The 26,377-nt window shown below is 66.5% G+C and carries 28 protein-coding genes and 2 tRNA genes; 13 read left to right on the forward strand and 17 right to left on the reverse strand.

The window, feature by feature from the left end:
* The first annotated feature begins 129 nt into the window (after positions 1-129).
* Both ACQU6B_RS00060 and ACQU6B_RS00065 read left to right on the forward strand, forming a co-directional pair.
* A complete protein-coding gene (locus ACQU6B_RS00060) occupies positions 130-627 on the forward strand; it encodes a Fur family transcriptional regulator (RefSeq protein ID WP_430868012.1) in 498 nt (165 codons plus the stop codon).
* A 1-nt stretch (position 628) separates the two neighbouring features.
* Positions 629-2,140 (forward strand): catalase, encoded by a 1,512-nt coding sequence (locus ACQU6B_RS00065; protein ID WP_430868013.1) that lies wholly within the window; start codon positions 629-631, stop codon positions 2,138-2,140.
* Positions 2,141-2,237: 97 nt separating this feature from the next.
* On the opposite strand, the gene ACQU6B_RS00070 is transcribed toward ACQU6B_RS00065, so the two are convergent.
* Positions 2,238-2,936, reverse strand: a complete 699-nt coding sequence (locus ACQU6B_RS00070) for a hypothetical protein (RefSeq protein ID WP_430868014.1) — start codon at positions 2,934-2,936, stop codon at positions 2,238-2,240.
* 298 nt (positions 2,937-3,234) lie between these two features.
* Between ACQU6B_RS00070 and ACQU6B_RS00075 the strand changes: the two genes are divergently transcribed.
* The 5 genes from ACQU6B_RS00075 (at position 3,235) to ACQU6B_RS00095 (ending at position 6,140) form a co-directional block, all read left to right on the forward strand.
* Positions 3,235-4,848: a SulP family inorganic anion transporter gene (locus ACQU6B_RS00075; RefSeq protein ID WP_430868015.1), complete on the forward strand. Its 1,614-nt coding sequence runs from the start codon at positions 3,235-3,237 to the stop codon at positions 4,846-4,848.
* Between the two features lie 93 nt (positions 4,849-4,941).
* Entirely contained in the window at positions 4,942-5,724 is a 783-nt protein-coding gene (locus ACQU6B_RS00080; protein ID WP_430868016.1) for a DUF3566 domain-containing protein, read from the forward strand.
* Positions 5,725-5,810: 86 nt separating this feature from the next.
* Positions 5,811-5,884, forward strand: a tRNA-Ile gene (locus tag ACQU6B_RS00085).
* Between the two features lie 12 nt (positions 5,885-5,896).
* On the forward strand, positions 5,897-6,010 hold the full coding sequence (locus tag ACQU6B_RS00090) for a DLW-39 family protein (protein ID WP_430868017.1): 114 nt from the start codon (positions 5,897-5,899) through the stop codon (positions 6,008-6,010).
* A gap of 54 nt (positions 6,011-6,064) precedes the next feature.
* A tRNA-Ala gene (locus ACQU6B_RS00095) sits at positions 6,065-6,140 on the forward strand.
* Between the two features lie 127 nt (positions 6,141-6,267).
* On the opposite strand, the gene ACQU6B_RS00100 is transcribed toward ACQU6B_RS00095, so the two are convergent.
* Complete coding sequence (locus ACQU6B_RS00100) at positions 6,268-7,137, reverse strand: hypothetical protein (RefSeq protein WP_430868018.1); 870 nt, start codon at positions 7,135-7,137, stop codon at positions 6,268-6,270.
* Between the two features lie 138 nt (positions 7,138-7,275).
* Between ACQU6B_RS00100 and ACQU6B_RS00105 the strand changes: the two genes are divergently transcribed.
* Positions 7,276-7,830 (forward strand): TetR/AcrR family transcriptional regulator, encoded by a 555-nt coding sequence (locus ACQU6B_RS00105; RefSeq protein ID WP_430868019.1) that lies wholly within the window; start codon positions 7,276-7,278, stop codon positions 7,828-7,830.
* 4 nt (positions 7,831-7,834) lie between these two features.
* On the opposite strand, the gene ACQU6B_RS00110 is transcribed toward ACQU6B_RS00105, so the two are convergent.
* Complete coding sequence (locus ACQU6B_RS00110) at positions 7,835-8,368, reverse strand: PH domain-containing protein (RefSeq protein WP_430868020.1); 534 nt, start codon at positions 8,366-8,368, stop codon at positions 7,835-7,837.
* A gap of 196 nt (positions 8,369-8,564) precedes the next feature.
* Positions 8,565-9,620, reverse strand: coding sequence for a hypothetical protein (locus tag ACQU6B_RS00115; RefSeq protein ID WP_430868021.1), 1,056 nt, complete (start codon positions 9,618-9,620; stop codon positions 8,565-8,567).
* 113 nt (positions 9,621-9,733) lie between these two features.
* On the opposite strand from ACQU6B_RS00115, the gene ACQU6B_RS00120 reads away from it, so the two are divergent.
* Positions 9,734-10,273, forward strand: coding sequence for a peptidylprolyl isomerase (locus tag ACQU6B_RS00120; protein WP_430868022.1), 540 nt, complete (start codon positions 9,734-9,736; stop codon positions 10,271-10,273).
* Positions 10,274-10,280: 7 nt separating this feature from the next.
* Positions 10,281-11,138, forward strand: a complete 858-nt coding sequence (locus ACQU6B_RS00125; RefSeq protein WP_430868023.1) for a rhomboid family intramembrane serine protease — start codon at positions 10,281-10,283, stop codon at positions 11,136-11,138.
* A 106-nt stretch (positions 11,139-11,244) separates the two neighbouring features.
* On the opposite strand, the gene ACQU6B_RS00130 is transcribed toward ACQU6B_RS00125, so the two are convergent.
* Positions 11,245-11,493, reverse strand: coding sequence for a cell division protein CrgA (locus ACQU6B_RS00130; protein WP_430868024.1), 249 nt, complete (start codon positions 11,491-11,493; stop codon positions 11,245-11,247).
* Between the two features lie 178 nt (positions 11,494-11,671).
* Between ACQU6B_RS00130 and ACQU6B_RS00135 the strand changes: the two genes are divergently transcribed.
* Genes ACQU6B_RS00135 through ACQU6B_RS00145 form a run of 3 tightly spaced genes read left to right on the forward strand, consistent with a single transcriptional unit; the run spans position 11,672 to position 13,241 of the window.
* Positions 11,672-12,448, forward strand: coding sequence for a class E sortase (locus ACQU6B_RS00135; protein ID WP_430868025.1), 777 nt, complete (start codon positions 11,672-11,674; stop codon positions 12,446-12,448).
* Positions 12,445-12,618, forward strand: coding sequence for a hypothetical protein (locus ACQU6B_RS00140; protein ID WP_430868026.1), 174 nt, complete (start codon positions 12,445-12,447; stop codon positions 12,616-12,618). The genes ACQU6B_RS00135 and ACQU6B_RS00140 overlap by 4 nt, the downstream gene beginning before the upstream one ends.
* The gene (locus ACQU6B_RS00145) at positions 12,615-13,241 is read left to right on the forward strand and encodes an aminodeoxychorismate/anthranilate synthase component II (RefSeq protein WP_430868027.1); all 627 of its coding nucleotides are present in this window, start codon (positions 12,615-12,617) and stop codon (positions 13,239-13,241) included. Before ACQU6B_RS00140 ends, ACQU6B_RS00145 begins: the two co-directional genes overlap by 4 nt.
* A 36-nt stretch (positions 13,242-13,277) precedes the next feature.
* On the opposite strand, the gene ACQU6B_RS00150 is transcribed toward ACQU6B_RS00145, so the two are convergent.
* The 12 genes from ACQU6B_RS00150 to ACQU6B_RS00205 all read right to left on the reverse strand — a co-directional run bounded on the left by ACQU6B_RS00150 (position 13,278) and on the right by ACQU6B_RS00205 (position 26,376).
* Complete coding sequence (locus tag ACQU6B_RS00150; protein ID WP_430868028.1) at positions 13,278-14,156, reverse strand: prenyltransferase; 879 nt, start codon at positions 14,154-14,156, stop codon at positions 13,278-13,280.
* The gene (locus tag ACQU6B_RS00155; RefSeq protein ID WP_430868029.1) at positions 14,153-14,524 is read right to left on the reverse strand and encodes a lycopene cyclase domain-containing protein; all 372 of its coding nucleotides are present in this window, start codon (positions 14,522-14,524) and stop codon (positions 14,153-14,155) included. The genes ACQU6B_RS00150 and ACQU6B_RS00155 overlap by 4 nt, the downstream gene beginning before the upstream one ends.
* Positions 14,521-14,850, reverse strand: coding sequence for a lycopene cyclase domain-containing protein (locus tag ACQU6B_RS00160; protein WP_430868030.1), 330 nt, complete (start codon positions 14,848-14,850; stop codon positions 14,521-14,523). Before ACQU6B_RS00160 ends, ACQU6B_RS00155 begins: the two co-directional genes overlap by 4 nt.
* Positions 14,847-16,577 carry a phytoene desaturase family protein gene (gene crtI / locus ACQU6B_RS00165; RefSeq protein WP_430868031.1) on the reverse strand — a complete coding sequence of 577 codons (1,731 nt, stop codon included), beginning with the start codon at positions 16,575-16,577 and terminating at the stop codon, positions 14,847-14,849. The genes ACQU6B_RS00160 and crtI overlap by 4 nt, the downstream gene beginning before the upstream one ends.
* Positions 16,567-17,466 (reverse strand): phytoene/squalene synthase family protein, encoded by a 900-nt coding sequence (locus ACQU6B_RS00170; protein WP_430868032.1) that lies wholly within the window; start codon positions 17,464-17,466, stop codon positions 16,567-16,569. The genes crtI and ACQU6B_RS00170 overlap by 11 nt, the downstream gene beginning before the upstream one ends.
* Positions 17,463-18,545: a polyprenyl synthetase family protein gene (locus ACQU6B_RS00175; protein WP_430868033.1), complete on the reverse strand. Its 1,083-nt coding sequence runs from the start codon at positions 18,543-18,545 to the stop codon at positions 17,463-17,465. Before ACQU6B_RS00175 ends, ACQU6B_RS00170 begins: the two co-directional genes overlap by 4 nt.
* A 130-nt stretch (positions 18,546-18,675) precedes the next feature.
* Positions 18,676-20,790 (reverse strand): Stk1 family PASTA domain-containing Ser/Thr kinase, encoded by a 2,115-nt coding sequence (pknB, locus tag ACQU6B_RS00180; RefSeq protein WP_430868034.1) that lies wholly within the window; start codon positions 20,788-20,790, stop codon positions 18,676-18,678.
* Positions 20,791-20,854: 64 nt separating this feature from the next.
* Positions 20,855-21,832 (reverse strand): serine/threonine-protein kinase, encoded by a 978-nt coding sequence (locus ACQU6B_RS00185; protein WP_430868035.1) that lies wholly within the window; start codon positions 21,830-21,832, stop codon positions 20,855-20,857.
* A complete protein-coding gene (locus ACQU6B_RS00190; RefSeq protein WP_430868036.1) occupies positions 21,832-23,304 on the reverse strand; it encodes a peptidoglycan D,D-transpeptidase FtsI family protein in 1,473 nt (490 codons plus the stop codon). The genes ACQU6B_RS00185 and ACQU6B_RS00190 overlap by 1 nt, the downstream gene beginning before the upstream one ends.
* Positions 23,305-24,648 (reverse strand): FtsW/RodA/SpoVE family cell cycle protein, encoded by a 1,344-nt coding sequence (locus tag ACQU6B_RS00195; RefSeq protein WP_430868037.1) that lies wholly within the window; start codon positions 24,646-24,648, stop codon positions 23,305-23,307. It lies immediately after the preceding gene.
* Positions 24,648-25,853, reverse strand: a complete 1,206-nt coding sequence (locus ACQU6B_RS00200) for a PP2C family protein-serine/threonine phosphatase (RefSeq protein WP_430868038.1) — start codon at positions 25,851-25,853, stop codon at positions 24,648-24,650. The genes ACQU6B_RS00195 and ACQU6B_RS00200 overlap by 1 nt, the downstream gene beginning before the upstream one ends.
* A gap of 1 nt (position 25,854) precedes the next feature.
* Positions 25,855-26,376 carry an FHA domain-containing protein FhaB/FipA gene (locus ACQU6B_RS00205; RefSeq protein ID WP_430868039.1) on the reverse strand — a complete coding sequence of 174 codons (522 nt, stop codon included), beginning with the start codon at positions 26,374-26,376 and terminating at the stop codon, positions 25,855-25,857.
* Position 26,377: the final 1 nt, after the last annotated feature.

Raw genomic sequence — 26,377 nt, forward strand, 5'->3', positions numbered from 1 at the left:
GAGATACCTCCAGGGGTATATGGCTATGTCTCCAGCGTATGTAGGCGCGAGGCCATTACTCGGGACTAAGGTCACCAGTCCTGGCGTATTTGTTTTGACAAGGTCAAAACAACCCAATAGCGTTGTGGCGTGATCAACAAGACCCCTGCCGCCGCATCGTCGCTCGTCGCGATCGATACCGCAGCGGCGTTGCGCGACGCGGGGCTACGGGTGACGGACTCGCGACGGGTGGTTCTCGAGGCGCTCGGGAGGATGCCGCACTCCGGCGCCGACTCGGTGTTCGCGGAGGCCAGCAAGTCGCTTCCCCACACCTCGAGGCAGGCCGTCTACAACGTGCTCGGGGACCTCGTGACGGCCGGGCTCGCCCGCCGCATCGAACCCGCCGGGCAGCCGGGGCTCTTTGAGCTTCGCGTGGGGGACAACCACCACCACGTGATCTGCACCAAGTGCGGGACGGTAGCTGACGTCGACTGCGCGACGGGCCACGCGCCCTGCCTCACCCCCTCCGACGGGAAGGGATTCGCGATTGTCGAGGCCGAGGTCACGTTCTGGGGGCTGTGCGGCACGTGTCGACAGTCCTCGAACCCAGTTTCACCTTCATCAGAGTCAATTCAACAGGAGCAGTGATATGACCGAAAAGTTCACCACCAACAACGCGGGCGCGCCGGTCGCCTCGGACGAGCACTCGCTCAGCGTCGGCCAGGACGGACCGATCGCGCTGACCGATCACTACCTCGTGGAGAAGCTCGCGCAGTTCAACCGCGAGCGTGTCCCGGAGCGCGTCGTGCACGCCAAGGGCGGCGGCGCCTTTGGCACCCTGACCGTCACGGAGGATGTGTCGCAGTACACGCGTGCAGCGCTGTTCCAGCCCGGAGTTCAGACCGACATGCTGGCGCGCTTCTCCACCGTCGCGGGTGAGCACGGCTCCCCCGACACATGGCGCGACCCGCGCGGATTCGCGCTGAAGTTCTACACGACCGAGGGCAACTACGACCTCGTGGGAAACAACACCCCCGTCTTCTTCATCCGCGACGGCATCAAGTTCCCCGACTTCATCCACTCGCAGAAGCGCCTTCCCGGCAACCACCTGCGCGACAACGACATGCAGTGGGACTTTTGGAGCCTGTCTCCCGAGTCCGCGCACCAGGTGACCTGGCTGATGGGCGACCGCGGACTGCCGCGCTCGTGGCGCGAGATGAACGGCTACGGTTCGCACACCTACCAGTGGATCAACGCTGAGGGTGAGCGCTTCTGGGTCAAGTACCACTTCATCTCCGAGCAGGGCGTCCACAACATGACCGGCGACGAGGCCTCGCAGCTGGCCGGCTCGGACGCCGACCACCACATCCGCGACCTGTACTCGCACATCGAGGACGGCGACTTCCCCAAGTGGACGCTCCACATCCAGGTCATGCCGTACGCGGACGCCAAGGACTATCGCTTCAACCCCTTCGACCTGACCAAGGTCTGGCCGCAGGCGGACTACCCGCGCATCAAGGTGGGCACCATGGAGCTCAACCGCAACCCGGAGAACTACTTCGGCGAGATCGAGCAGGCAACGTTTGCGCCGTCCAACTTTGTCCCCGGCATCGGCCCCAGCCCGGACAAGATGCTGCTCGCTCGCATCTTCAGCTACGCGGATGCTCACCGCTACCGCGTGGGCACCAACCACGCCGAGGTTCCCGTCAACGCCCCCAAGAACGCCGATGCGTCGGGCCACTCCTACTCGAAGGACGGCTCGATGCGCCACCACTTCGCGTCAGCTGACTCCCCCGTGTACGCGCCCAACTCGCGCGGCGGTGCGCACGCGGACCCCGCTCGCGCAGCCGAGTCCGGTGGATGGGAGACCGACGGCGAGATGACTCGCGCCGCGGCGACCCTGCACGCCGAGGACGACGACTTCGGCCAGGCGGGCACGCTCTACCGCGACGTGTTCAACGACGCCGAGAAGCAGAGCCTGCTCGACCAGATCACCGGTCACGTCGGAGCGGTCGTCACGCCCGAGATCCGTGAGCGCGCTATCCAGTACTGGACCAGCGTGGACGCGGGACTGGGCGGAGCCTTGCGAGCGAACCTCGCGGGCGAGGCGCCGGTCGAGGCGGGCGAGCCCGGCACGTCCGCGGAGCCGATCGACGCTTAAGTAACGCGACCCGGCGCCACGGCGCCGGAAGCCAAGAGGGCCGGGTACCAGCGATGGTGCCCGGCCCTTTCGCGTGCATCTGCCGCGGCTGGGCGGATTACCAGGTGCCGACGACCTCGAAATCGAGCACATACCCACCCAGGGAGTCGATGTTCACGCTGTCAACGCTGTCGGTGTCCGCTACCGCCACGGTGAGCTTGGCGGTAGTGAACGCAGTAGGCACGCCTTCAACCCACTCGACGTCAAACTCGGTGGGGTAGCCGTTCTCCGCGAGCATCGAGTCGTCGCATTCGTTGCCGAAGCTAGCGGCGAGTTCATTTCCGGAGGCATCGAGCGCTTCGACTGTCACGCCCCCAAATTGCGGATCCAGGTCGACCGTGGGCATTTCCGTGAGCGTCGCCTCGACTAGTACCGCGTAGCAGGTGATGTCGCCGTCATCCAAGCTGCCAAACTCCGCGAGGCCCATGTAGGTGACGTCGAACACGCCGAGGACCTGGTCGCCGGAGGTGAAGGTGTCGCCTACGGCGTACCGCGTCACGTCGCTGGCAGGGGCCTCCTCGGGAGCCTCGTCGTCGGCCGCAGGATCCTCCGCGGCGCCATCGTCGCCCGCGGGCGCGGGAGCGGACGTCTCCTCGACTGGAGCCTCATCCGTCGACTCTTCCTCGGTGCCGGACGAACACCCGCCAAGGGCGCCTAAGGCAAAGATGCTGAGTGCGGCGAGGGTGGCTTTTGCGGCGTGCCGAGGCATGATTCTCCTTTGGTTGGGGTGGGGCGCGTTGATTGCGTCGCGATTCATGGGACTACTCCTTAGTGAGGCGTCTCCGGCATTTCCATTGTGTCGGGTATGTCGCTTTCGCGCGCTTCGGGGCTCCCCGACCGCGGGCGTGCGTGGCCGCCAACGGGGCCCAAAAATGCCGTCGGGTACCCTTGTGCTTGGCCATGGTTGGCCACCACCCACTTTTATGCGCTGGCTGACGCCTGCGCCGCCGGGACGCGGCCCAAGCGCATCGGCTGATGAAACAAGAGCGCCTCACCCCGTTGAGGGAGGCGCAGATTATGAGGCGAGGCCCGCTCTCGCCGCCGTGAGGAAACACATGAGCAGCAAAAGCGACAGCAACGAGCCCCAGCAGAATCCAACCCCCGACTCCGCGGGCGACGCCCCCGTCCAGACCATCTCAGAGCAGCGGACGCCCACCGGCGTGCCCGAGGTGACGAACGCCTGGGGCCGTATCACGCAGCCCAAGACCTGGGGACGCCCGGACTGGCTGAGCCCACGCATCGCGCGGACCGAGATCCTGTCAGGACTGGTCGTCGCACTCGCGCTCATCCCGGAGGCCATTAGCTTCTCGATCATCGCTGGTGTCGACCCCCGCGTCGGCCTGTTTGCGTCGTTCACTATGGCGATCTCCATCGCCTTCCTGGGTGGCCGCCCCGCCATGATCTCCGCAGCGACCGCGGCGGTGGCGCTCGTGCTCGCTCCCCTGTCTCGCGAGTATGGACTCGACTACCTGATCGCCGCCGTGATCCTGGGAGGCGTGATCCAGGTCCTCTTCGCGGTGCTCGGAGTCGCCAAGCTGATGCGGTTCATCCCGCGCTCGGTGATGATCGGGTTCGTCAACGCCCTCGCGATTCTGATCTTCATGTCGCAGGTGCCCCACCTGCGCGACGTGCCCTGGGTGGTGTACCCGCTGGTCATCGCGGGCCTGGCCATCATCGCGTTCTTCCCCAAGCTCACCAAGGTGGTGCCCGCTCCGCTGATCGCCATTGTCGGGATCACGCTGGTCACCTCGATCTTCGCGATCTCGGTTCCGACCGTCGGAGACGAGGGCGCGCTGCCCCAGGGGCTGCCGTCGCTGCTCTTCCCCGACGTGCCGCTAAACATGGAGACGCTCCAGATCATCTTCCCGTTCGCACTCGGCATGGCCGCTGTGGGACTACTCGAATCCCTGATGACCGCCAAGCTCGTCGACGACGTCACCGATTCGCACTCTGACAAGACCCGCGAGGCTTGGGGCCAGGGCGCCGCGAACATCATCACCGGCTTCTTTGGTGGCATGGGTGGTTGCGCCATGATCGGCCAGACCATGATCAACGTCAAGGTCGGTCGGGCCCGCACTCGCCTGTCCACCTTCATGGCGGGTGTCTTCCTGCTGATTCTGATTCTCGCGCTAGGCGATGTCGTCGCGAGCATCCCCATGGCCGCGCTGGTCGCCGTCATGATCTTTGTGGCCTGGGCGACCTTCGACTGGCACTCGATGCGCTGGAACACCATCAAGCGACTTCCCAAGTCGGAGACGTCGGTCATGCTCGTGACCGTGATCGTGGTGGTCGTGACGCACAACCTCGCCTACGGCGTGGTCGCCGGGGTGCTGCTGGCCAGCATCCTGTTCGCGCGACGTGTCGCGCACCTGGCGACCGTCGTCGGCGGTCCCGTCGAGGACGACACCCGTCGCTACACCGTCACGGGAGAGCTGTTCTTCGCATCGTCCAACGACCTCTTCAGCCAGTTCGACTACGCGGGTGACCCGGTCAAGATTGTGATCGATATGACGCAGTCTCACGTCTGGGATGCCTCGACGGTCGCGACCCTCGACAGCATTGTCTACAAGTACGAGAACCACGGCAAGAGCGTGGACATCCAGGGGCTGGACGAAGAGTCGCTGCGGATCCATGGCCGCATGTCGGGTCACCTGGGCGGCGGGCACTAGCACGCTCGGGGCGCGATCAGATGACGACCATCGTGCGCTCAAGTAACATAGACAACGACGTACGCGCCCACGCGCGCCCATCAGAGGAGCCATATGAACGCGGATGACCGCGCCAACCCGTCGAGCCCCAGCGTTTTTGCGCCGGTGAACGACGACGCTGAGCAGCAGGCTGCGCCCGTTTCGGGTGCCGTCCCCACCGCTGGCAATGCCCCCATTACCGGTAGTGTGCCGCGGCGATCCTCGGTGCGCCCACCCGCCTCTGCTCAGTACGCGACGGGCCAGCCCGCCGCGACCACCTCGCAGCCCGTCACGGGTGTCCACCCCATCACCGGTACTCACCCCGTCACGGGTGCGAACCCGCTGCCAACTGCGCAGCAGACCACTCCCGGCGGATCATTTTCCGCAGGGGCGGCCGGGGCCGTAGGTGCCGGCATGGGCAAGCTCAAGGACTACGCGAACAAGGCGAAGGAGTCGCTCACCGAGGGCGACGACGTCACGGCGTCTCGCGCGAAGGGCGGGCCGCGCAAGGCCCGCGTGCTGCTTTCGCGCATTGACCCGTGGTCCGCGCTCAAGATGGGTTTCCTGCTGTCGGTCGCCATAGGCATCATGATGGTTGTCGCGGTGTTCGTGCTCTGGTCCATGTTGAATCAAATGGGCGTGTTCGTCATGATCAACGACTGGATCGTGAAGCTCTTCACCACCGGTGAGGTTGACCTCCTGCAGTTCACCAGCCTCCGCAAGGTGATGTCCGCGACCATCCTGCTGTCTATCATCAACGTGGTTTTGCTCAGCGCACTGACCACCATCGGCGCGTTTTTGTACAACATCGTGTCTTCGGTTGTGGGTGGCGTTTACGTCACCCTGACCGACGACTAAGACCTAAATAGCCCCAGGTTGGGCGCGAGTTTGAGTCAGCGCGCTCTCGTGGGGTATCCTAGGTCGCCGCGGTAAACGCGGCATCAGGGCCCATAGCTCAGGCGGTTAGAGCGCTTCGCTGATAACGAAGAGGTCGGAGGTTCAAGTCCTCCTGGGCCCACAGAGGTGAAACATGAAGAAGTTGGTGTTTCTAGGTATCGCCTTCGTGGCGGGTGCGGTGATCTATAGCTGGATCGCGGACAACACGAACCGAGACTTGTGGGATGATGTTCACCGCAGGATTTGATAGATGCAGTAGCTGATTGAACGGAGGCGGTTGATTCAACCGATCCGCTCACTCGGGGCCTTAGCTCAATTGGTAGAGCGCCTGCTTTGCAAGCAGGAGGTCGGGGGTTCGATTCCCCCAGGCTCCACCACCACCCCGGTAGACACGAGAGTGTCTGCCGGGGTTTTCTTTTTGGACGATGCCGGCGCAAAGTAAAGCGCCGCCCGCCGGGGTCACCTGAACCCTGACGAACGGCGCTGAGTGTGGGGCGCTGGTGCCTAACCCGAGGCGGGCTCGCGTTCAACCGCGGGAGTGTCGTCAGCGGGATCCCTGCCGTGACGAAAGCTCCTGGCCGCCTTGCCGGAGTCGAGCTGCCACATGTACCAGAACAGGAACGGCACGGCACCCACGAGGTTCGCGATCCCCCACCACTTCATGACGCTCTCGTTGTGCCAGCTTGAGGCGTCCATGACGTTGGGGAAGAAGTCGAGGCACGCGCGCAGCAGGAGGTGTGTGGCGAGCGTGTACACCCGAGCCATGACGTAGAGCTCGGGGCGCTTCTTGATGAGCGGGTAGATCTCCGCCGCCAGCAATATGATCACACTCGAGGCGAAGTACTTGGGTGCCTCGGCGTAGACGAAGGCCGCATTCCAGGAGGTGTAGAGAAGGTTCCAGCCGATGGTGGTGTACGCGATCAGGTCCGCCCCGCCGGTCCGCTCGATCTTCCAGTATTTGGGCACAAAGGGGATGGTCGCGCACAGGATGAGGCCAACGATCGCGTTGGGATAGTTGCCCAGCTGGATGTCCTTGACTGTGGCTTCGGCAATATTGAGGAACAGGATGCCGTAGAAGAACCACACGAAGCCGGGCTTCTTGACGACGTTCCAGAAACGGCCGGTGCGGTTCTCATACATGCTCAGGCGAGCCAGCCCCACGACGATGGTGGGCAGGATCACCGAGAGAATCTTGAACCAACGGAACCACCCGTCGACGCCGCCGGTAATGATCCACAGCGGGAACGTCAGCAGAGTTGCAATCCAGAAGTAGGCGGAGGCCTTGGGGTGCTTACGGAAGTAGTCGACCACCCACAGGAGGAAGACAAAGTAGAGCGGCATTGAGATGGCGTATGACCACCATGGCAGATCCATGACAAGTTCCTTATCTTTTTGGATTACCGCAACGATGCGGCCCCTCCTTAAACGGGCATCAGTGTCCGTTAAGTTTGAGCCTGCCACGTTTCCCGAATCCAGAGTCGGGACCTTGGCCCTGTCTTAGAATGGATCGCCATGAAAAAACGCAGCGACGCCCGGAGCAATCACGCGGGGATTCTGCGCGCTGCCGAGGAGGTGTTTGCGGCAGAGTCCGTTGACGTCCCGCTCCAGCGCATCGCGGAGCGCGCCGGCGTGGGACGCGGCACCCTGTACCGCCACTTCCCCAATCGGTTCGCGTTGGCAGCGGCGCTGTACGAGGACCGCCTGGCGCGCTACGAGGAGCTGGTGAGACTCGAGGGCGACAACCCGGAGATCGTGCTCACCTTGCTGTCAGCAGTCACAGCGGAGCAGGGGCGCATCCCCGGGCTGTTCGGCCTGATCTTCGCGGACGGCCCAGGGCAGACCTACCTGGATCCCCTGTGGCAGCGGTCCATCGCGCTGTTCACCGGGCCGCTACGCATCAGCCAGGCGGCCGGGACGGTGCGCGCTGATCTCACCGTGGATGACCTCCTGATGGTGGTCGGCATGGTGTTCGGGGTCCTGAACAGCCCGGCCGGTCTCGCCGGTCCGGAGGCCGCGACGCGCGCGCTAGACCTGGCGCAGGTGGGGCTACGCCCCAGGCAGCCGTAGTCCCTTAGGAGTTGCGCGGTGCCTCGCCCGCATCGTCATCGTCGTGAGCGTCCGAGACCTCTTGGTACAGCAACGAGTGCACCTGCTCCACACGGGGGATGTCGTCGAACGACAACGGGTCGTCGGAAGCGGATTCGATGATGAGCGTGCCGGTGCGGAACATGCGGTCTATCAGGCCGTGGCGGAACTGGACGGTGTTGATGCGGTTCACGGGGATGTCGATGCCGCTGCGGGTGATGATCCCGGTGCGGTACATCACGCGGCGGTTGGTGACGACAAAGTGGGTGGTCGCCCAGCTGATGACGGGCGCTAAGAAGAGCCAGATGGCCACCGCGAGCCACAGGACACCCAAGATGATCATCACAGCGAGCTCAGCGCCGTCGCTCCAGTTCTGCGAGTTGGCCCAGGTCCACGCAGCCGTGACGAGGGCGGTGATCGCAATGATGAAGAACACGGGCGCGATGAGCGCCTTCCAGTGCGGGTGGCGGTGAATGACGATGCGCTCGCCGTCGACCAGGTTGTCCTTTGGATATCCCACGGCGACTACCCCCGGCTAGTGATCAATGCGGTGCATTGGTGTGCTCGTCAGCGTAGCGGATGCCGTACCTCGCCGGGCGGATCGATTCGGGTAGCGAGCAGGCGCGACGGTCGCCGCGCGCACACAAAGGAGCCCCGGCCATCCGGCCGGGGCTCCTTCGCGTTTCAACTAGCGAGCGCGGTCAACGCGCTGGCCTTTACTTCTCGGTGGTGCCGCTCGCGTTCGGAGCGGGCTTCTTGGCTGCAGGCTTGCGAGCCGCCGGCTTCTTGGCTGCGGGCGTCTTGGCCGCGGCCTTGGTCACGGTCGGAACCTCGCCCGACTCGGTCTCGTCCTGCCAGACGTCCTCGGCGTCGTCGAACGTGCTGACGACCTCCGCGGTGGCACGCTGACGAGCCTCGTCCACCCCTTCGCGAACCTTCTTGGCCTCACCCACGGCGGAGTCCCGGACCTTGTTTGCGCTGGTGCCGGCGGCGTCAGTGACCTTCCTGGCCTCAGTCACCGCGGTCTCCTTCACCTTCGAGAACGCGGGGCCCGCCTTGTCGGCGACCTTCTTGGCCTCGGTGACGGTGGTGGAACGCACGCGGTCGGCGGCGGGAAGGGCGGTCTCCTTGAACTTGGCGACCGCGGGGCCTGTCTTGTCGTTGAGAACGTCTCCGGCGGTGGAGGCAGCCGAGGAAGCGGCGTCGCTCGCGGCGCCAACGGCCTTCTTAGCAGCGCTGGTCGCGGAGTCAGCGGCCTTGTTCACGTTGTGGCGCAGGGTGTCCTTGAAGCCGGCGTCCGATGAGAACTCCCACTCCTCGTCCTCTCCTGCCCAGTCGTCACGGGCCGGCTCGCGGCGGGCCCAGACAACGAGCGCTGCGCCAGCTGCGGCGGCGATAGCGACGGGGATGACAACCTTGAGCCACGAGTTACTGCGCTCGTCGTCCTCGTGTGCAGCGTCCTCGACCGCCGCCATCACGGCGGGAATCGCGGCGCCGACGATCGCAGCGTGAGCGATGGACGTCCAGTCGGACGCCTTCGCTCCCGCACGCTCGACGTACGGCTGAGCCTTCTTGGCGCCTGCGTGGTAGACGTGCTTGGCGCGAGGAGTGCCCCACTGAACGGCGGCGTCAACCTGCGGTCCAGCCCATTCGGCTGCGCGGTTGCCGGCCTTCTTGGCTGCGACCGAAGCCTGCTTGGCCGCGATCTTCGCCTGCTTGGCGGCTTCCTCAGCCTGTGCCAGGTACTTTGCGGTGTCGATGCTGTCAGTCATGCTCTTTGCTGAACGCTTGCCCATGTTGCCCTCCGAAGTCTGTGGGGCTCTCCCAACTATCCATAATGCCACCTTGCGTGCGCAGATGCGAGTGGCATGGAACAATAACCAGCATGATTGCAACTATTCAGACGTCAGCCGGTGACATCCGGGTCGAGCTCTACGCCAACCTCGCGCCCCGCACAGTGGAGAACTTCACTGGGCTCGCGAACGGCACCAAGGAGTGGAAGGACGCCAAGACGGGCGAGACCCGTAACGACCCCTTCTACGCAGGTACGGTCTTTCACCGCGTCATTGGTGGCTTCATGATTCAGGGCGGTTGCCCGCTCGGCACCGGTACCGGTGGCCCGGGCTACAACTTTGACGACGAGATCCACGCGGAGAACCAGTTCTCCGAGCCCTACATCCTCGCGATGGCGAACGCGGGCAAGCGCCCCAATCCCGTCACGGGTCAGGCCTCGGGAACCAACGGCTCGCAGTTCTTCATCACGTTGGGCGCCACGCCCCACCTGAACGCGAACCACACCATCTTCGGCAAGGTCGTGGACGACGAGTCCAAGGCCGTCGTCGACAAGATCGGCTCGACCCCCGTCGACGGCCGCGACCGTCCCCGTGAAGACGTCGTGATCAACGGCGTCACCATCGAGGACTAGGAAACAAATGGCGTCCGATGCAGGGGCCGGCGGCTCCTCCAATGGAGGCTCAGGGTTTGACGGCGACGGGCAGATCGGCAGCGCCACTGGCGCTCCGCCGGTCTGCCCCCGCCACCCCGACCGGGTCTCGTACGTTCGGTGCCAGCGCTGCGACCGGCCCACGTGCCCCGAGTGCCAGCGCCCCGCATCGGTAGGCATCCAGTGCGTCGACTGCGTCAATGCGGCCAAGAAGGCCCAGCGCCCCTTGCGCTCGCGACTCGGCTTCACCGCCGCACAGGGGCCGCCCATCGTCACGTACGTGCTGATCGGCCTGAACGTCGCGGTGTTTGTGCTTGCCCCGTTACTTCTTGAGGCCGGGTGGAAGGGGTACTTCGTGCTGTCCCCCGGGTACGACGCGGAGTTTGGCCAGGAGTGGCTCGGCGATGGCGACCAGTGGTACCGCTGGATTACCTCGGGTTTTGTCCACTTCGGGTGGCTTCACGTGGGCATGAACATGTTCGTGCTTTGGCAGTTTGGCACCCAACTCGAGCCCATCATGGGCCGACTGCGGTACGCCGCGCTCTATTTGATTTCGTTGCTTGGCGGCAGTTTGGCTGTGATGCTCCTCGCATCAGGAGGGGCGCATGCAGGTGCCTCGGGCGCGATCTTCGGCCTCATCGCGGCCTACGCGATCGTCCTCAAGAGACTGAACCTGCCCTTCCAGTCCCTGGTCGCGTCGGCGGGAATCTGGCTGGTCCTCGGGTTCGTAGTACCGAACATGTCATGGCAGGGCCACCTAGGCGGGGCCGTCGTGGGCGCACTCACCATGCTGCTCATGCTGCGCGGCGTCGACAAGCGCGAGAAGGCTCGGCTGTCCGGAAGCTAGGCCCGCTCGGCGCATCGGCGCGCTCCTGTGAATAACACTGGTGTAGTTATCCCCACCGCTGTCCACAGCCGGGGATAACTACACGGGTGTAACTCGCTCGGTGAAACTACTTCCAGCGGGTGAGCAGCACCATTGCAGCGGCGAGGAAGCCGAAGCCGATGACCATGTTCCAGTTGCCAATGCCTGGGATCGGGTAGTTGGCTGCCGCGATGTAGTAGACGACGATCCAAGCCGGACCGATGACGAGCAGGCTCACCGCGGTCGGGACGAGCCACGAGGGGTTCTGGGCTGGGCTCGCGGCCGGGTCGTGCTCAATCGTGTGGTTCTTGTTCTGACGCTTCTTTGAGACGGCCACGTTGCACTCCAGTGAGGTAGATATGCCGCCTTCGGCGGGCTTGGGTCTGGCTATAGCGTACCTACCCTCGCGTCTGGGCACGTTCAAGGCCCGCGGCCCGTCGCATCGGCGCGATGTCCCCGGCTAAATACGAGGATGTTTCGCCGGGACGGCCCAGTCCCGTAACCTAGGTGGCACTATGACCACTCTTGATCAGCGGCCGCGGTCGCACGCCGCGCCGCGATCTCAGCCAGCGTGGGCCGCCGCGGTGGGAATGCTGGGCGAGCTGCTGATCATCGCGGGCGTGGTGCTGGGTCTCTACGTGGTGTGGCAGCTGTTCTACACGGACATCGAGGCCAACAACACGCAGCAAGAGGTGGTCGAGAGCCTCGACTGGGTCGCGCCCATCCAGTCTGAAGAGGGCGACGGCGTGACGGTCATCCCGGATAACCTCAAGTTCTCCCCCGACACGGCGCCGGTGATGGACGAGCCCGCGTTCGCCACCACGTTCGCGACGATGCACGTGCCGCGCTGGGGCAGCGACTACGTCAAGCCCATCTCCGAAGGTGTGACTCGCGCAGACGTGCTCGACACGCTCGGCATCGGCCACTACCCCGGCACTGGCATGCCGGGCGCGCTGGGCAACTTCGCGATCAGTGCGCACCGCACCACCTACGGCAAGCCGTTCAACAAGATCGCCGACCTCCAAGAGGGCGACGCGCTCGTGATCGAGACCGAGGAGGCCTGGTACGTGTACCGGGTCACCGAATGGGAGATTGTGCAGCCCAGCCAAGTTGAGGTCATCGCCCCGGTACCGGGAAAGCCCGGCGCCGCGCCAGACAATCACTACATCACCCTGACTACGTGCCACCCGATGTTCTCGGCGGCGGAGCGTTGGGTCACGCACGGCACGCTCGAGTACTGGGCTCCGCACGATGCGGGCCTGCCGGCGGAAATCTTGGGAGAAGCATCGTGATATTTCCTGCCGTGTGGCGAATCCTTCCGGGACCGACGCTGGTGAAGGCGCTGTTGCTGGTCATCCTGATTGGCGCGATCGTGTGGGCGCTCTTCGAGTTCGTGTTTCCATGGGTTTCAGTAGAGTTTGGTATTCAGGACCAGAACATCGAACAGGGGCAGGCACCATGACTCGCATCCTCGTGATCGACAATTACGACTCGTTCGTCTACACGATCGTGGGCTACCTGCGTCAGATGGGCGCTGAAACGGTGGTGGTGCGCAACGACGCCGTTGCGACCGCCGGTCCCATCTCCGACTACGACGGCGTGCTGGTGTCCCCCGGACCGGGCACGCCGGCGGACGCGGGCGCATCCAACGACGTCATCCGCGACTGCGCGACCTCCGGCACGCCGATGCTGGGGATTTGCCTTGGGCACCAAGCGCTAGCCGAGGTCTACGGCGGGGTGGTCAGCCACGCGCCCGAACTGATGCACGGCAAGACGTCGGGCGTCCTTCACGAGCAGGACTCGGTGTTGGTCGGCCTGCCGTCGCCGTTCACCGCGACGCGCTATCACTCGCTCGCCGTTGAGGAGGGGACCGTCTCCGCCGAGCTCATCGTGACGGCACGCACGGAGAACGGCCTGATCATGGGCCTGCGCCACACGACGCTGCCCCTGCACGGCGTCCAGTTCCACCCCGAGTCGGTGCTGACCGAGGGCGGCCACCGGCTGCTGGCCAACTGGCTCGAGGTGTGCGGGATGCCCGACGCCGAGGCGCGGTCCGCCGGCCTCACCCCGCTCGTGCGCAAGTAGCGCGCGTCGTCACACCGTCGCGGGTGAACCGGGTCGCTACATCCAGCCGTTGTAGACCGCAATCAACAGCAGGGTGACCAGGAAGCCGACGGGCTGGTTGAGCCACAGGAACGTCTTCCATCCGCGATTGGCGTCTTCGCAGGTTTCGTCGGTGACACCCAGGAATCGCGCGACGGACGCCGCGTAGATTAGGGGCAGCACCGCGGCCAGGATGCCGGGCCAGGGCAGGAACAGCAGTAGCGCGGCGGCGAGCACGTACATGGCGAGCGCGAACCACACGGTCACGCGGGCGCCCATCACCGTGGCGATGGAGCCGATGCCGCCCTCGCGGTCCGCTCGCACGTCCTGCACGGCGCCGAAAGCGTGGCTGGCCATGCCCCACGCGACGAAGGCGGCCCAGATGGGCCACACCCCGGCTCCCGTAAGTGGGGCGCCGGTGAGTACCAGCGCGTAGATTAGAGGTCCTGCGAAGTGCAGGGCGGACGTGAGGGAGTCGAGGAACGGCCGTTCCTTGAAGCGCAGCCGTGGCGCCGAGTAGGCAATGACCCCGAAGACCACCAGGAGCAGCGTGACCGCGGCCGCGCCGGAGCCCTGGAACAGCAGCCACACCAGCGGCGGGATCACGGTGACGGCGCACGCGATCAGGATGCCCCGATGGACGCGTCGAGCGCGCTCGCGGTCGCGGATAACGTCGCCCTCGATGCCACCCTTGCGGGGGTTGGCCAGGTCCGACTCGTAGTCGAACACGTCGTTGATGCCGTACATGAGCAGGTTGTAGGGGATCAGGAAGAACAGCGTGCCGACGATGAACAGTGCGTCGACCTGGTGCGTGACCATGAGATAGGCCGCGGCGAAGGGGAACGCGGTGTTAACCCAGCTGATGGGGCGCGACGCCTTGACGATTGAGCGGATCATCGCGCTCCTCCCTGGGGGTCTTGCTGCGGCGCCCGATGCGGGTCGGAAGCCGTCTGCTCGTCAGCAGTTGCGGAGGCCGCGGGGTTGCGGCGTCCCAACCAGGTCCACACCGCAGGTACGAGCATGACCGCGCCGAGCGCGTAGGCGAAGTCCTCGATGGGCGCGTGCCAGAGGATCACGCCGCTGATGAGCGCATCGTCGTACGCCACGATGTCGAGTCCCACAATCACATTGTCGAACACCGCGGTCAGCGCCACCAAGACGAGCGCGGTCATCGCCAACGGCCTGCCGGGCAGTCGCCTCAGAGTGGGGAACGTCACGAGCGCGATCAGGGCGAGGACGGCGAGGGAGAGGAGCACGTAGGTCATCGGGACGTCTCCTGGCGAGCAGAGCGGCGGCTGAAGGCGAGCCACAGCAGCAGGGTTTGGTAGCAGAGCAGCGTGAGGAACAGCAGCTCCTCGAGCGGCACTTCTGGGGCGACCATTATCCCGGTGAGGTACGGCGCGCTACCCACGAAGAAGATGCCGAGGCCCACGCCGATCAGGTCCCACACCAGGAAGAACACCACGCCGATGCCCACGGTCACCAGCGCGCGGCGCGGCTGCGAGAACAACGCGACTCGGTACCTCCAGTCGAGGGTCCCCAGCCCGGCGAGCCCGACCAGCAGCCCGATCAGGTAGAGCCAACTGGTCATTTTTGGCGGCCCGCGCGACGCCAGCGAAGCCCGCCGCGCGACGAAGAACTGGGGGCGGAGGGCGGCTCTGATTCCGACTCCTGCTCGCGAACGACGGAGGGCAGATTCCCCTGGCGGACGATGGTTCCGAGCACGTCCCTGCGTCGCGACCGTCGCAGGAACCCCACCGGAGCGGGAGTCTGCAGCGGCTCCACGCCGGTGGCGCCGAGCAGCCGCTTGGCGACCAGCTCCGCGCTGATGAGGCACATCGGCAGGCCGATTCCGGGGGTGGTGGACGAGCCGGTGTACAACAGATTGGGGATGGTGGAGGAGACGTTGGCTGGTCGGAACATCGCGGACTGGCGGAGCGTGTGCTCCAGGCCCAGTGCGGACCCGCGCCAGGCGTTGAGTTCCGTCGCGAAGTCGGACGGGGTAGTGACGTTGTAGATGGTGGTGCGTTCGACCAGGTCGGGGACGCCCGCCCAGTCAGCGACCTGCTGCAGGTACGCCGCGGCGGCCTCGTGCAAATCCTCGCGGCTGCGCTCCGTCGCCCCGAGGGTGGGGTCCGCGGGGAACGGGACCAGCAGGACGAGATTCTCGTGACCGGCCGGAGCCGCGTCCGGGTTGGTCGCACTCACGCGCGCGGCGTAAATCGAGGCCGGGAAGGGAGGAGTGAGCTCGCCCTTGCCGACGATCTGCTCGAAGTTGGCGTCCCAATCCTTGGTGAAGAACAGGGTGTGGTGCTCGAGCTCGGGCAATGGGCCCTCGACGCCCGCCATCACGAGCAGCGCGCTAATGCCGGGCTGGCGGCCCGACCACTTGGCCTCGGGCTGCCACTGGTGCGCGGGGGCGATCAGTTCGGTCTCGGTGTGGTGCATGTCCGCGCCGCTGACCACGATGTCCGCCGCCAGCACCTCGCCACCCTCGAGCGAGACGCCGCTTGCGATGCCGTTCGGCTCGACCAGGATGCGGCGCGCGCGAGTAGAGGTACGCACCTGCACGCCCTCGGCGATGGCCATCTTCTCGATCGACTCGATGAGCGCGTACATTCCGCCGCGGGGGTAACGCACGCCGTCGGTGAGGTCGAGGTGGCTCATCAAGGAGAACAGCGACGGGGCGCGACTGGGCGAGGAACCCAGGAACACGGCGTGGAAGCCGAGGATCTGGCGCAGCCGAGCATCCTTGACCGAGGACGCGACCTTGGCGCCTAGCGAGCGCGTCAGCAGGCGCGACAGCTTTGGCAGGGATCGCGTGACGGCCGTGCTGGCGACCGCGGTGGGTCGCTCGAAGGTCGTGTACAGGAACCGCTCGAGCGCCAGGTCGTAGAGTTCCTTCGACTCAGCCGCGTATTCGCGCATGGCGTCGCCGTCGCCCGGGCTGAGAGAGTTGAACAGCGCGTAGTTCGCGTCGGCATCAGCAGACACGTCGACCTGCTCGCCGGGTGCGGTCTCGCTGTCGCCCTCGAAGTAGACGCGGTAGCGCGGGTCGAGGTCGATCAGGTCCAGCTCCTGGTTCACGTCCCGTCCCATGAGGGCGTAGAACTGCGTGAAGGCCTCGGGCATGAGGTACCAACTGGGGCCGGTGTCGAACGTGAATCCGTCGACCTCGAGCCTGCCTGCGCGACCCCCGAGCTGCGCGTTCTGTTCGACCAGCGTGACCTCGGCCCCGCCGCGCGCGAGCAGCGCGGCGGTCGCGAGCCCGCCTATTCCGCCGCCGATTACTACGACGCGAAGTGGCTTACTGGGCATTCTGTGCTCCTGATCGGCGCGAGTTCCACGAGTTGCGGGCCGCGAACACCGCCTTAGTGGTGTTTGGGACGCGCACGCGCCTTCCGGCGAGTTCCGCTGCGTCAAGTGCGGCGATGTTGTCGAGCAGCCTGGTGTAGATATCTATGGTGGTCGACACCGCTACGCCCGCCCGGCGCGGCAGGGCCGGCAGGCACGCGCGGGCGGCCTCGATGTCCGCGCGGCAGTCCGCCACGAGTGCCGCCAACTGCTCGTTGGTGAGCGTGTCAACGGCGATGCCGGGAAAGTAGGACCGGCCCAGCTCGCCGCCATCGGTGCCGAGGTCTCGCAGGAAGTTGACCTTTTGGTACGCGGCGCCGAGCCTGCGGGCCCCCGCGCTGGCCACGGCAGGTAGCGGCGTCGGTCCGGCGCCCGTGTTGAGGAACACCGCGAGGCACATCTCGCCCACGACCTCCGCGGAGCCGTAGACGTAGAGGGCGAAGGACTCGTCGTCGTGTTCGGTCACGGTGAGGTCGGCGCGCATGGAGGCGAAGAAGGGGTCCGTCTGTGCCCTGGTGATTCCCACTGCGCGGGCGGTCACGCCGAAGGCGTGCGCCACGACGTCGGTCGAGAATCGGCCGCCCATGGCGGCCAGGACTCCGGCCTCGAAGGCATCGAGCACGTCGTCCGCATCGTCGCCGCGGTAGGTGTCGACCACCTCGTCCGCCACGCGCACCATGGCGTAGACCGACTCGATGTGGCGGCGCATGGGCTTGGGGAGCATCCGAGCGCCCAACCCGAACGACGTCGAGTAGCTGCGGATGACCTGGGCCGCGGCCGCCTGGGCGGCGCTGTCGTACAGGTCGAGCGAGGTGGCGTTGTCGTCGAGGGTTCGACGCCTCGGACCGCTCATGACGTGCGGGCCTCGAGCAGGTCGATGAGCTGGCCCAAGTACCCGGACAGTGGCGCCGACACACGCTCAGACGAGAGCCTCCGCGCTGTTCGCGCATGCTGGCGCGCGACCCGCAAGGCCTTGGTGCGTGCCCCGCAGTCCTCGAGCACGGTGCGAATATCCGCCGCACCCGCCTCGTCGAGGTCGGGGTTGCCGATGCCGCGGGTGAGGATGCCGAGCCCGGCGGGGTTCGCGAGCTCGAAGCCTTGTCGCAGCAGCTCCGTGCGCTTGCCCGCCCGCAGGTCGGAGAGCACTGACTTGCCGGTCACTACGGGGTCGCCGAAGACTCCCAGGTCGTCGTCGACAAGCTGGAAGCTGAGCCCGAGTCCCGTGCCGATCTTGTCGAGGTGACCCACCATCGTGGGGTCGGCCCCGGCGAGTTGCGCTCCCGCGTGCAGGGGAACGACGAACGTGTAGGTGGCGGTCTTGAGCTCCGCGATGAGCAGCGAGTTGGCGTCGCGCGGAGGCGTGACGTTCGCGTACATGTCGAGAAGTTCGCCCGCGATGGTGGCGCGAATGGCGCCGGTGATCAGGTCGAGGCACGCGATGCGGTGGTGGGCCGGGAGCGACGCCCGCGAGATGAGGTCGTAGGCAGACGACAGCGCCAGGTCTCCCCCGAGCAGCGCGGCGGCCTGCACGTGGTCCTCAACCTGCGCGGGGCTAAGCCCGGATTGAGAGAGTGCGGCGCGTCGGGTGCCTGCCACGTTGGGGCGTCCGCGCCTGACCTCATCGTGATCGAGGATGTCGTCGTGCACCAGCATCGCCGTGTGGAGCATCTCCATGGCGGCGGCCACCGGCACGACGGCGGCTGGGTCGTCGCCGCCGAGCCCGGCGTACGCAGCGAGCGTCAGTGAGGGGCGCAGGTTCTTGCCGCCGTCGAACTGTCCGCCCAGCGACTGCCAGAGGGAACGGTAGTCGGCACCGGCCGCGGGGATCTCACACATCGCCGCCGTGACGTAGTCGTCGAGCGTGCTCGCAACATCGCCCAGGTGCGTCTCCACGAACTGATGGAGGGTGTCAGCGGTGTCCACTCGAGTCATCACGCCAGTCTAAACAACGGACTTGACCAAATGCATACCCGCGGGTTTTTTGTTGCGGCGCGGCGTGGCGTGGCGTGCGCCTCGCGGTGCGCGGGCGCCTACGAGTCACGTAGGCGCCCGCGGGTCGCGATTAGGGCGCCGGGGTCGGGGTCACCGACGGTTCCGGCTCGGGCTCCACGTACTTGCCGACGCCGATTGCCACGTTGGTGCCCGGCTTGACGTCGGTGTTCCCGGACGGGTTCTGAGTCAGCACCTTGCCGTCCTGGCCCTCTTCCTCGGTGATGACCTCGGTGGCGGTCGATTTGAGGCCGACGTCGCCGAGCGCCTGCTCCGCGTCGCCGCGGCTCTGGCCGATGACGTTGGGAACGGTCACCGTGCTGGGCGCGGTCGCGACAACGAGTTCGACCGAGGATCCCCGGGCAATCTCGCCGGAACCGGGGTTCTGCTCGAGGACCTCGCCAGCTGGCTTGGAGTCGTCCTCCCGGTCGGTGACAGACGGGATGAGCCCCACGTCGGTCAGCTGCTGACGCGCATCGTCCTCCTGCAGGCCGATCAGGTTGGGCAGCTGAACCATGCCGGTGGACACGTACAGAGTGACGGAGTCGCCAACCTGCACTTCGGTGCCCTCGGCGGGGTTGGTCTCGATGACGCGGCCCTCGTCGAAGTCCTTGCTGTCCTCCTCGATGACTTCCCCGACGACCAGCCCGGCAAGCTCGAGCTGAGCAGTAGCGTCCTCCTCAGTCTTACCGCGCACGCTTGGGACGGTCGCCGAACCGGGGCCGCTGGAGACAAAGACGTCGACGGTCGAGCCCTCGTCAACCTCGGTCCCCGCGACGGGCTCGCTACGAATCACGACATCGACAGGCACGTCCTCGCTCGCCTCGAGCTGGAAGTCCCCCGTGAGGCCCAGGTCGAGGAGCGCGGTCTCCGCCTCCGCCTGGGTCATGGCGGTGAGGTCTGGCAACGCGACAGTGGTGATCTCGGGCTCCGAGGGTCCCCTGGTGGCAAACACGATGAGCGCGACGATGAGCGCGACGGCCAGCAGGGCGGCTCCGCCAAGAAGCAGGTAGCGGTTGCGCTTGGCGCGGCGCTCCTCCTCCGCGTCCAGCTCGTCGTCAACCATCAGGGTGCCACTCATGGGCGTCGGCTCGCCGGTGGCGGCTCCGACGCTCGCCCAGGGCGCTGCCGCCGGTCCGCCTGCGGGTCCGGAGGCGGGCATGATCGCGGTCGCGCTGGTCTCGGGCCCGGCGGGAGTCGCGGGCATCTGCTGCGTGGGTAGGTCGGCGATCTCTTCGGGGGTCATGCCGTTCATGGCAGCCGCGGCAGCCACGCCGGCAACGCCGGCTCCGGCCGCGGCCGAGCCGAACGGCATGCCGCCGATGGGCTGCGCGCCCGCCATCACGCCGCGCAGGTCGGTGAGGAACTCCTGGGCGGAGCCGTAGCGTTCGTCGCGGTTCTTCGCGAGCGAGTGCAGCACCACCGCGTCGAGCTCGGGAGGCACGTCGGAGGCGAAGTCCGAGGGCTTGGGCGGCGCTTCGCGCACGTGCTGGTAGGCCACCGACACGGGGGAGTCGCCGATGAACGGCGGGCGTCCGGTGAGGAGCTCGAAGAGCAGGCAGCCGGTCGAGTACAGGTCGGAGCGCGCGTCGACGTTCTCGCCGCGGGCCTGCTCGGGGGAAAGGTACTGCGCCGTGCCGACGACGGCCTGCGTCTGGGTCATCGTGTTGCCAGCATCGGCCAGTGCGCGGGCGATGCCGAAGTCCATCACCTTGACCGCGCCGGTGGGGGTCAGCATGACGTTGGCGGGCTTGATGTCGCGGTGCACGAGGCCCGCGTGGTGCGAGTACTCGAGCGCGTTCAGGACGCCGGCGACGATGTCGACGGCCTCGTCGATCGGCGCCGCGACGTCACCCTTAAGGATGTCGCGAACGGTGTGTCCCTCGACGTACTCCATGACGATGAACGGGACCGCCTGCGGGCTTCCCCCCGCACCGACGATGGTGTCCTCGCCGGTGTCGTAGACCGCGACGATGGTGGGGTGATTGAGGCCGGCCGCGGACTGCGCCTCGCGGCGGAAGCGCGTCTGGAAGGAGGGGTCGCGAGCCAGGTCAGGACGCAGGATCTTGATAGCGACAGTTCGCCCGAGGCGGGTGTCGTACCCGATGTGCACCTCAGCCATGCCACCGCGGCCGATGAGGTCGCCGACTTCGTAGCGACCGGCGAGGATCTTCGGTTCGTCGTTCATGTCTATTCCTAACGTCCCTGGCTCAGGGTTCGAGTTCTCGCGAACATTGTCGCACTATTGCCCATTACCGCTGCCCTGGGGCGCGATCTGGGTGAGGTCGGTAGCTTCTTGGCGCGATGCTCGGAGGCATCGCACGGGTCGGCGCCTGGGGTTCCGAGCCAGGGACCAAGGTATCGGGCGCCTGCGCGCTCGGGGCTTGGGCGAGCGGGTCGAGCGATGGTGCGGGGGCGCTGAAATTGGCGAGGTGACGCTCGAGCTCGGCCGCGCTCTTGAACCGCTTGCGGGGGTTCTTCTCGAGCAGGTTCATGATCACCTTGGCCATCTGGGGGCTCACGCTCGCGGGTAGCGGAGGCACGACGTCGTTGACCTGGGCGATCGCGATATCGACCGCGGTCGCGGCCGTGAACGGGCGTCGACCCACCACCGACTCGTACGCGATGATGCCCAGAGCGTAGAGGTCCGATGCGGGGGTCGCCGCCTTGCCCAGGGCTAACTCGGGCGCGAGGTACTGGGCGGTTCCCATCACCATGCCGGTGGCCGTGAGGGTGGTCTGGCCGGTTCCGCGCGAGACCCCAAAGTCGGTGACCTTGACTAGGTCATGCTCCTGCACCAGCAGGTTGCCCGGCTTGACGTCACGGTGCATGACGCCGGCGTCGTGGGCCGCCTGAACGCCGTTGCAGGTGTGCCGCAGGATGGTCACCAGCCGCCGTTCATCGAGGATGCGCTCGCGTTCCAGGATGGTCGACAGCGGTTCGCCCTCGACCAGTTCCATTACCAGATACGGCGTGCCATCCACCTCGCCGTAGTCGTAGACCTGGGCGATGTTCGGGTGACGCAGGCCGGCCGCGTTCTTGGCCTCGTTGCGGAAGCGCCGCAGGAAGGTGTCGTTCTTCGCGGCCCCGTCCTTGAGGACCTTGACCGCCACCTCGCGGTCCAGCTCGCTGTCAGCGCCGCGCCACACTTCGCCCATGCCGCCCACGGCGAGGAGGGAGCGCAGCACGTAGCGCCCGCCCAGCGTGGTGCCTGGTTGGAGTGCGCCCATTAGCCGTCTCCGTCCTGGGCGAGGGCCGCCTCCATGACGGCCTTGGCGATGGGGGCCGCGACGATGCCGCCGGTCGCCTCCTGCCCCGCGGAGCCGCGGTCGCCGCCGTTCTCCACCAGGACGGCGATCGCGATGGTGGGGTTGCCCGCGGGCGCGAAGCCAACAAACCAGTTGTGAGGAGGAGTGTCGAGGCCGGTCTCGGCGGTGCCGGTCTTGCCCGCGACCTCGACGCCAGGAATGGCGGCGGCCCGGCCGGAGCCGTTGTCGACCACGTCCACCATCATGGCGGTGAGGGAGGCGGCATCGGTGCGGGTCATCGGCTGCCCGTATTCGGAGGGCTCGGTCTGCTGGATCACGCGCAGGTCCGGCGCGCGCACTGTCTTGACGAGGTAGGGGTTCATTAGGGTGCCGTCGTTGGCGATGGCGGCCGTGACCATGGCCATCTGCAGTGGAGTCGACCGGACGTCGTACTGGCCGATCGACGCCATCGCGGTCTGGGCCGCATCGGGATCATCGGGCAGGCCAGAGACCGCGGCGCGAAGCGGTACGTCGATCTGGCTAGTCCAGCCGAACTCCTTTGCCTTGCGCTCGATCACGTCCCAGCCCAGGGACATGCCGAGGTTCGCGAACGCGGTATTGCAGGACACCCTGAGCGCGTCCGCAAGGGTCGTCGTGTCGTTAGCAGAGCACTTCTCGTCCGCGTAGTTGGTCATGGTCGCGGACGTTCCCGGCAGGTCGAGCTCCTGGGGGGCGTAGAGCTCCGTGTCCGCGGAGTAGCCCGACTCGAGTGCCGCGGCGGTCACCACCAGCTTGAAGACGGAACCCGGCGGGTAGGTGTCCCCGGCGATGGCGCGGTTAACCAGCGGCTCACCCGGGTCGTTCAGCAACTCCTGGTAGTTCTCGTTCACCTGCGCGCTGTTGTGGCCCGCGAGTAGCGCCGGGTCGTAGGTGGGGGAGGTCACCATCGCGAGGATCTCGCCGGTGCGGGGGTCGAGCGCGACCACTGCGCCCACCTGGTCGCCAAGTTGATCGGTCGCGACCTGCTGAAGCGTCGAGTCCAGCGTCATGGAGACAGAGGCGCCCTCCTGCTCGCGTCCCGCGAACAGGTCGCCAAGGCGGTTCCAGAACAACGCGTCGTCCGAGCCGTTGAGCAGCGAGTTCTCCGTCTGCTCCAGGGCGGACCGGCCGTAGACGATCGAGTAGTAGCCCGTGGCGGCAGCGTAGAGCGGGCCATCCTGGTAGGTGCGCTGGTAATTAAAGGGGTCGTCGACCGGGACCGAGGTCACGACCGCCTCGCCTCCGACGATGAGGGGCCCGCGGAACGTGCCGTACTCGCGGTAGAGCGTGCGCACATTGCGGTTGTCGGCGTTGAGGCTGTTCGCCGTGATCACCTGGATGTAGGAGGCGGCCCCCATGAGCCCTAGGAACATGATGAGGATGACGACGCTCAGGCGCCGGACTGGCTCGTTCATCTACGACACCTCCAGCGCTGGGCGGCGGGCCTGGTCGGAGATGCGCAGCAGCAGCCCCACGATTATCCAATTCGCGAGCATCGACGAACCTCCGTAGGCGAGGAACGGGGTGGTCAGGCCGGTCAGCGGGATGACCCGGGTGACGCCGCCGACGACGATGAAGACCTGGAGGGCTAGCGAGAAGCCCAGCCCCGTCGCGAGTAGCTTGCCGAAGCCGTCGCGCACGCCGATGGCGGTGCGCATTGCGCGCTGGACGATGATCACGTAGAGCGTGAGGATGGCCATCAGGCCGGTGAGTCCCAGCTCCTCCCCGAGCGAGGAGATGATGAAGTCGGACTCCGCGTAGGGGACCAAGTCTGGGCGACCTTCGCCCAGGCCCGTTCCCAGCAGCCCCCCGGACGCCATTCCGAAGAGCCCGCGCACCAATTGCTCAGATGTGCCCGACGCGTAGACGGCGGGATCGAGCGCGTGCAGCCAGGCGTCGTAGCGCGACTGCACGTGCGCGAAGACGGTGCCGGCGAGCGCAGCCCCGGCCGCGAACATGCCGAGGCCGACGACTACCCAGCTGATGCGCTCGGTCGCGACGTAGAGCATCGCGAGGAAGATCCCAAAGAACAGCAGCGAGGTGCCCAGGTCGCGCTCATACACCTGAACGAGCATCGACGCGGCCCACACCAGCAGGAGCGGACCCATGTCGCGCGGGCGGGGAAAGCGAATGCCAAGGAACTTGGGGCCTGCCAGAGCCAACGTGTCGCGGTTGCTGACCAGGTAGCCCGCGAAGAATATGACGAGCGCGATCTTGGCGAACTCGGCGGGTTGCAGAGACCGCCCAAAGATGTGGATCCAGATCCGCGCCCCGTTGATCTCCGTGCCGATCACCGGCATGAGCGGCAACATGATGCCGACGAGTCCGATGAGGCCAGCCGTGTAGGTGTAGCGGCGCAGCACGCGGTGGTCGCGAACCAGGAGCAGGACGGCGATCATCAGCGCGATGCCGAGAATGGCCCAACCGAGCTGGACGCTACCGAAGGTGGTGTCGCGCCCGCGCGACGCGTACGCGAAGTCGATGCGCCGAATCATCGCGAGGCCAATACCGTTCAGCGCGAAGACCGCGGGCAGCAGCACCGTGTCCGCCGCCGGCGCGTACCGACGCAGCACGAGGTGAGCGGTAGTGGCCAGACCAACGGCGGCTAGGGCGTAGAACCCGAGCGACCTCAGTTCCAGGACGTCCGCGTGGTAGTCGACCAGCCCGCGCGCGAGCACGGCAATCATGACCGCGATCGAAAGAAGAGCAATCTCCGACCGCCGGCCCTGATGCACCCGGATGTCGGCGACTGTAGCCACTACTGATCCGCCTCGAGCGTGCCAACGACCTCGTAGGCGTCGGCAACCGAATCCACTCGAATTGTGGAGACGATCCGGTCCCGTTCAAACGGGGCGAGATCCTCGAGCGAGACGGTGGTGTCCGTGACAACCGTGTGCAGGTTGAGTGGTCCCACCTCGCCGGGGATTCCCCTATAGATGGCGACCTGGCCGTCGTTCTCGCCGACGTAGTACTGGGTCTGGCTCCACGCGTAGCCTCCCCAGGCCGCAGCGATCACAGCCAGCAGGGCAATGGTGGGCAACATCCACGGCCTAAGCATCTGCCACCTAGTGGCCCACGAAGATGGCTCCTCGTCGTCCTCGGGGTCGGCGCGCTCGGACAGTTTGGCTGCCTTGCCGGCGGCACCCTGGCCGCCTTGCGAGGGACGGTTGCGGTCGCGCGCGGCGGAACCCACGATCTGCGAGGCAGTCGCGGGACCCACGCCGTCGGGGGAGGCGTCGATGTCCACGATGTCGCCGATGATGCACGTAACGTTGTCGGGAGCCCCCGCCGCGAGCGCCAAGCCCACCAGCGCATCGGCGCAATCCGCAGGGTGCTCTACCTCGAGCATGGTCCGATGCATCGTGTCGCGACTGACCACACCGGAGAGACCGTCCGAGCACAGCATCCAGCGGTCGCCGGGACGCGTCTCGCGCACTGAGATGTCGACGGGCACGTCGGCGTCGATGTCGCCGAGTACTCGCAGCAACATTGATCGCTTGGGGTGGTTCTCCGCGTCGGCGACCGACAGCCGGCCGGTGTCGACGAGGTGCTGAACAAAGCTGTGGTCGGTGGTGACCTGGTCGAACTCGCCGTCGCGCAGCAGGTAGGCGCGCGAGTCGCCGATGTGCGCCATGGCGAGCGAGGAGCCCGACCGGAGCAACGCGGTGACAGTCGTTCCGAGCCCAGAAAGCTCGGGGTCGTTCTTGGCGCGTTGGACGATCTCGGCGTGGGCGTCCGCGATAGCGTCCTTGAGTTCGTCGAGCGCCTCGTCCGGGCCCAGCGACTCGGCGTCGAGTTCCGCCAGCCGGCCAATCACGATCGAGGAGGCGATGTCGCCGCCCGCCGCGCCGCCCATGCCGTCCGCGACCAGCAGCAGGTGAGGACCCGCGAACGCGGAGTCCTGGTTGTTCGCCCGCACCAGTCCCACGTCGGAGCGTGCCGCGAAGTTGATCCCTAGGAACATGTCAGGACCGCAATTCGATCGCCGTGGCACCCAGCAGGAGCCGGTCGCCCATGTGGAAGGGAACCGGGTCGTCCACGCGCTGGTTGGAGAGGAACGTGCCGTTCGTGGAGCCGAGGTCCTCCACCATCCACTGGCCGTTGTCCGGATACACGCGGCAGTGGCGCGAGGAGCAGTAGTCGTCGTCGATGACCACGGTGCAGGTGGCCGCACGGCCGATGAGGACGGGGGCGCTGCCGAGCGGGATCGTCGTGCCCTTGAGGGGCCCCGAGGTCACGGCCAGGTGGGCGGCCACGGCCTCCTTGGCCATCATGCCTCCGGCGCGGACGCCGGTGCCTGCGCGGGCCGGGCTGGCCATCTTCTCCGCTCGTGCCGCCTCGCGACGGCGCTGGGACATTCCCTTGCCGCGAGACGTGACGCGCGTGCCATAGAGGTCTGCGCGGAGCACCCCGATCGCCGACAGGACCAGGGCCCAAAGAAGGATCAGAAACCCCAGGCGCAGGAGCGTGATCGAGATTTGGCTCATC

The sequence above is a fragment of the Demequina aurantiaca genome, assembly GCF_050598105.1.
Lineage (GTDB): Bacteria > Actinomycetota > Actinomycetes > Actinomycetales > Demequinaceae > Demequina > Demequina aurantiaca_A.

Excerpts from the sequence above, each read along its gene's own strand:
- ACQU6B_RS00065 (WP_430868013.1), top strand. The coding sequence starts at position 629 with ATGACCGAAAAGTTCACCACCAACAACGCGGGCGCGCCGGTCGCCTCG.
- ACQU6B_RS00070 (WP_430868014.1), bottom strand. The coding sequence starts at position 2,936 with ATGAATCGCGACGCAATCAACGCGCCCCACCCCAACCAAAGGAGAATC.
- ACQU6B_RS00075 (WP_430868015.1), top strand. The coding sequence starts at position 3,235 with ATGAGCAGCAAAAGCGACAGCAACGAGCCCCAGCAGAATCCAACCCCC.
- ACQU6B_RS00080 (WP_430868016.1), top strand. The coding sequence starts at position 4,942 with ATGAACGCGGATGACCGCGCCAACCCGTCGAGCCCCAGCGTTTTTGCG.
- ACQU6B_RS00090 (WP_430868017.1), top strand. The coding sequence starts at position 5,897 with ATGAAGAAGTTGGTGTTTCTAGGTATCGCCTTCGTGGCGGGTGCGGTG.
- ACQU6B_RS00100 (WP_430868018.1), bottom strand. The coding sequence starts at position 7,137 with ATGGATCTGCCATGGTGGTCATACGCCATCTCAATGCCGCTCTACTTT.
- ACQU6B_RS00105 (WP_430868019.1), top strand. The coding sequence starts at position 7,276 with ATGAAAAAACGCAGCGACGCCCGGAGCAATCACGCGGGGATTCTGCGC.
- ACQU6B_RS00115 (WP_430868021.1), bottom strand. The coding sequence starts at position 9,620 with ATGACTGACAGCATCGACACCGCAAAGTACCTGGCACAGGCTGAGGAA.
- ACQU6B_RS00120 (WP_430868022.1), top strand. The coding sequence starts at position 9,734 with ATGATTGCAACTATTCAGACGTCAGCCGGTGACATCCGGGTCGAGCTC.
- ACQU6B_RS00125 (WP_430868023.1), top strand. The coding sequence starts at position 10,281 with ATGGCGTCCGATGCAGGGGCCGGCGGCTCCTCCAATGGAGGCTCAGGG.
- ACQU6B_RS00135 (WP_430868025.1), top strand. The coding sequence starts at position 11,672 with ATGACCACTCTTGATCAGCGGCCGCGGTCGCACGCCGCGCCGCGATCT.
- ACQU6B_RS00145 (WP_430868027.1), top strand. The coding sequence starts at position 12,615 with ATGACTCGCATCCTCGTGATCGACAATTACGACTCGTTCGTCTACACG.
- ACQU6B_RS00150 (WP_430868028.1), bottom strand. The coding sequence starts at position 14,156 with ATGATCCGCTCAATCGTCAAGGCGTCGCGCCCCATCAGCTGGGTTAAC.
- ACQU6B_RS00155 (WP_430868029.1), bottom strand. The coding sequence starts at position 14,524 with ATGACCTACGTGCTCCTCTCCCTCGCCGTCCTCGCCCTGATCGCGCTC.
- ACQU6B_RS00160 (WP_430868030.1), bottom strand. The coding sequence starts at position 14,850 with ATGACCAGTTGGCTCTACCTGATCGGGCTGCTGGTCGGGCTCGCCGGG.
- crtI (WP_430868031.1), bottom strand. The coding sequence starts at position 16,577 with ATGCCCAGTAAGCCACTTCGCGTCGTAGTAATCGGCGGCGGAATAGGC.
- ACQU6B_RS00170 (WP_430868032.1), bottom strand. The coding sequence starts at position 17,466 with ATGAGCGGTCCGAGGCGTCGAACCCTCGACGACAACGCCACCTCGCTC.
- ACQU6B_RS00175 (WP_430868033.1), bottom strand. The coding sequence starts at position 18,545 with ATGACTCGAGTGGACACCGCTGACACCCTCCATCAGTTCGTGGAGACG.
- pknB (WP_430868034.1), bottom strand. The coding sequence starts at position 20,790 with ATGAACGACGAACCGAAGATCCTCGCCGGTCGCTACGAAGTCGGCGAC.
- ACQU6B_RS00185 (WP_430868035.1), bottom strand. The coding sequence starts at position 21,832 with ATGGGCGCACTCCAACCAGGCACCACGCTGGGCGGGCGCTACGTGCTG.
- ACQU6B_RS00190 (WP_430868036.1), bottom strand. The coding sequence starts at position 23,304 with ATGAACGAGCCAGTCCGGCGCCTGAGCGTCGTCATCCTCATCATGTTC.
- ACQU6B_RS00200 (WP_430868038.1), bottom strand. The coding sequence starts at position 25,853 with ATGTTCCTAGGGATCAACTTCGCGGCACGCTCCGACGTGGGACTGGTG.
- ACQU6B_RS00205 (WP_430868039.1), bottom strand. The coding sequence starts at position 26,376 with ATGAGCCAAATCTCGATCACGCTCCTGCGCCTGGGGTTTCTGATCCTT.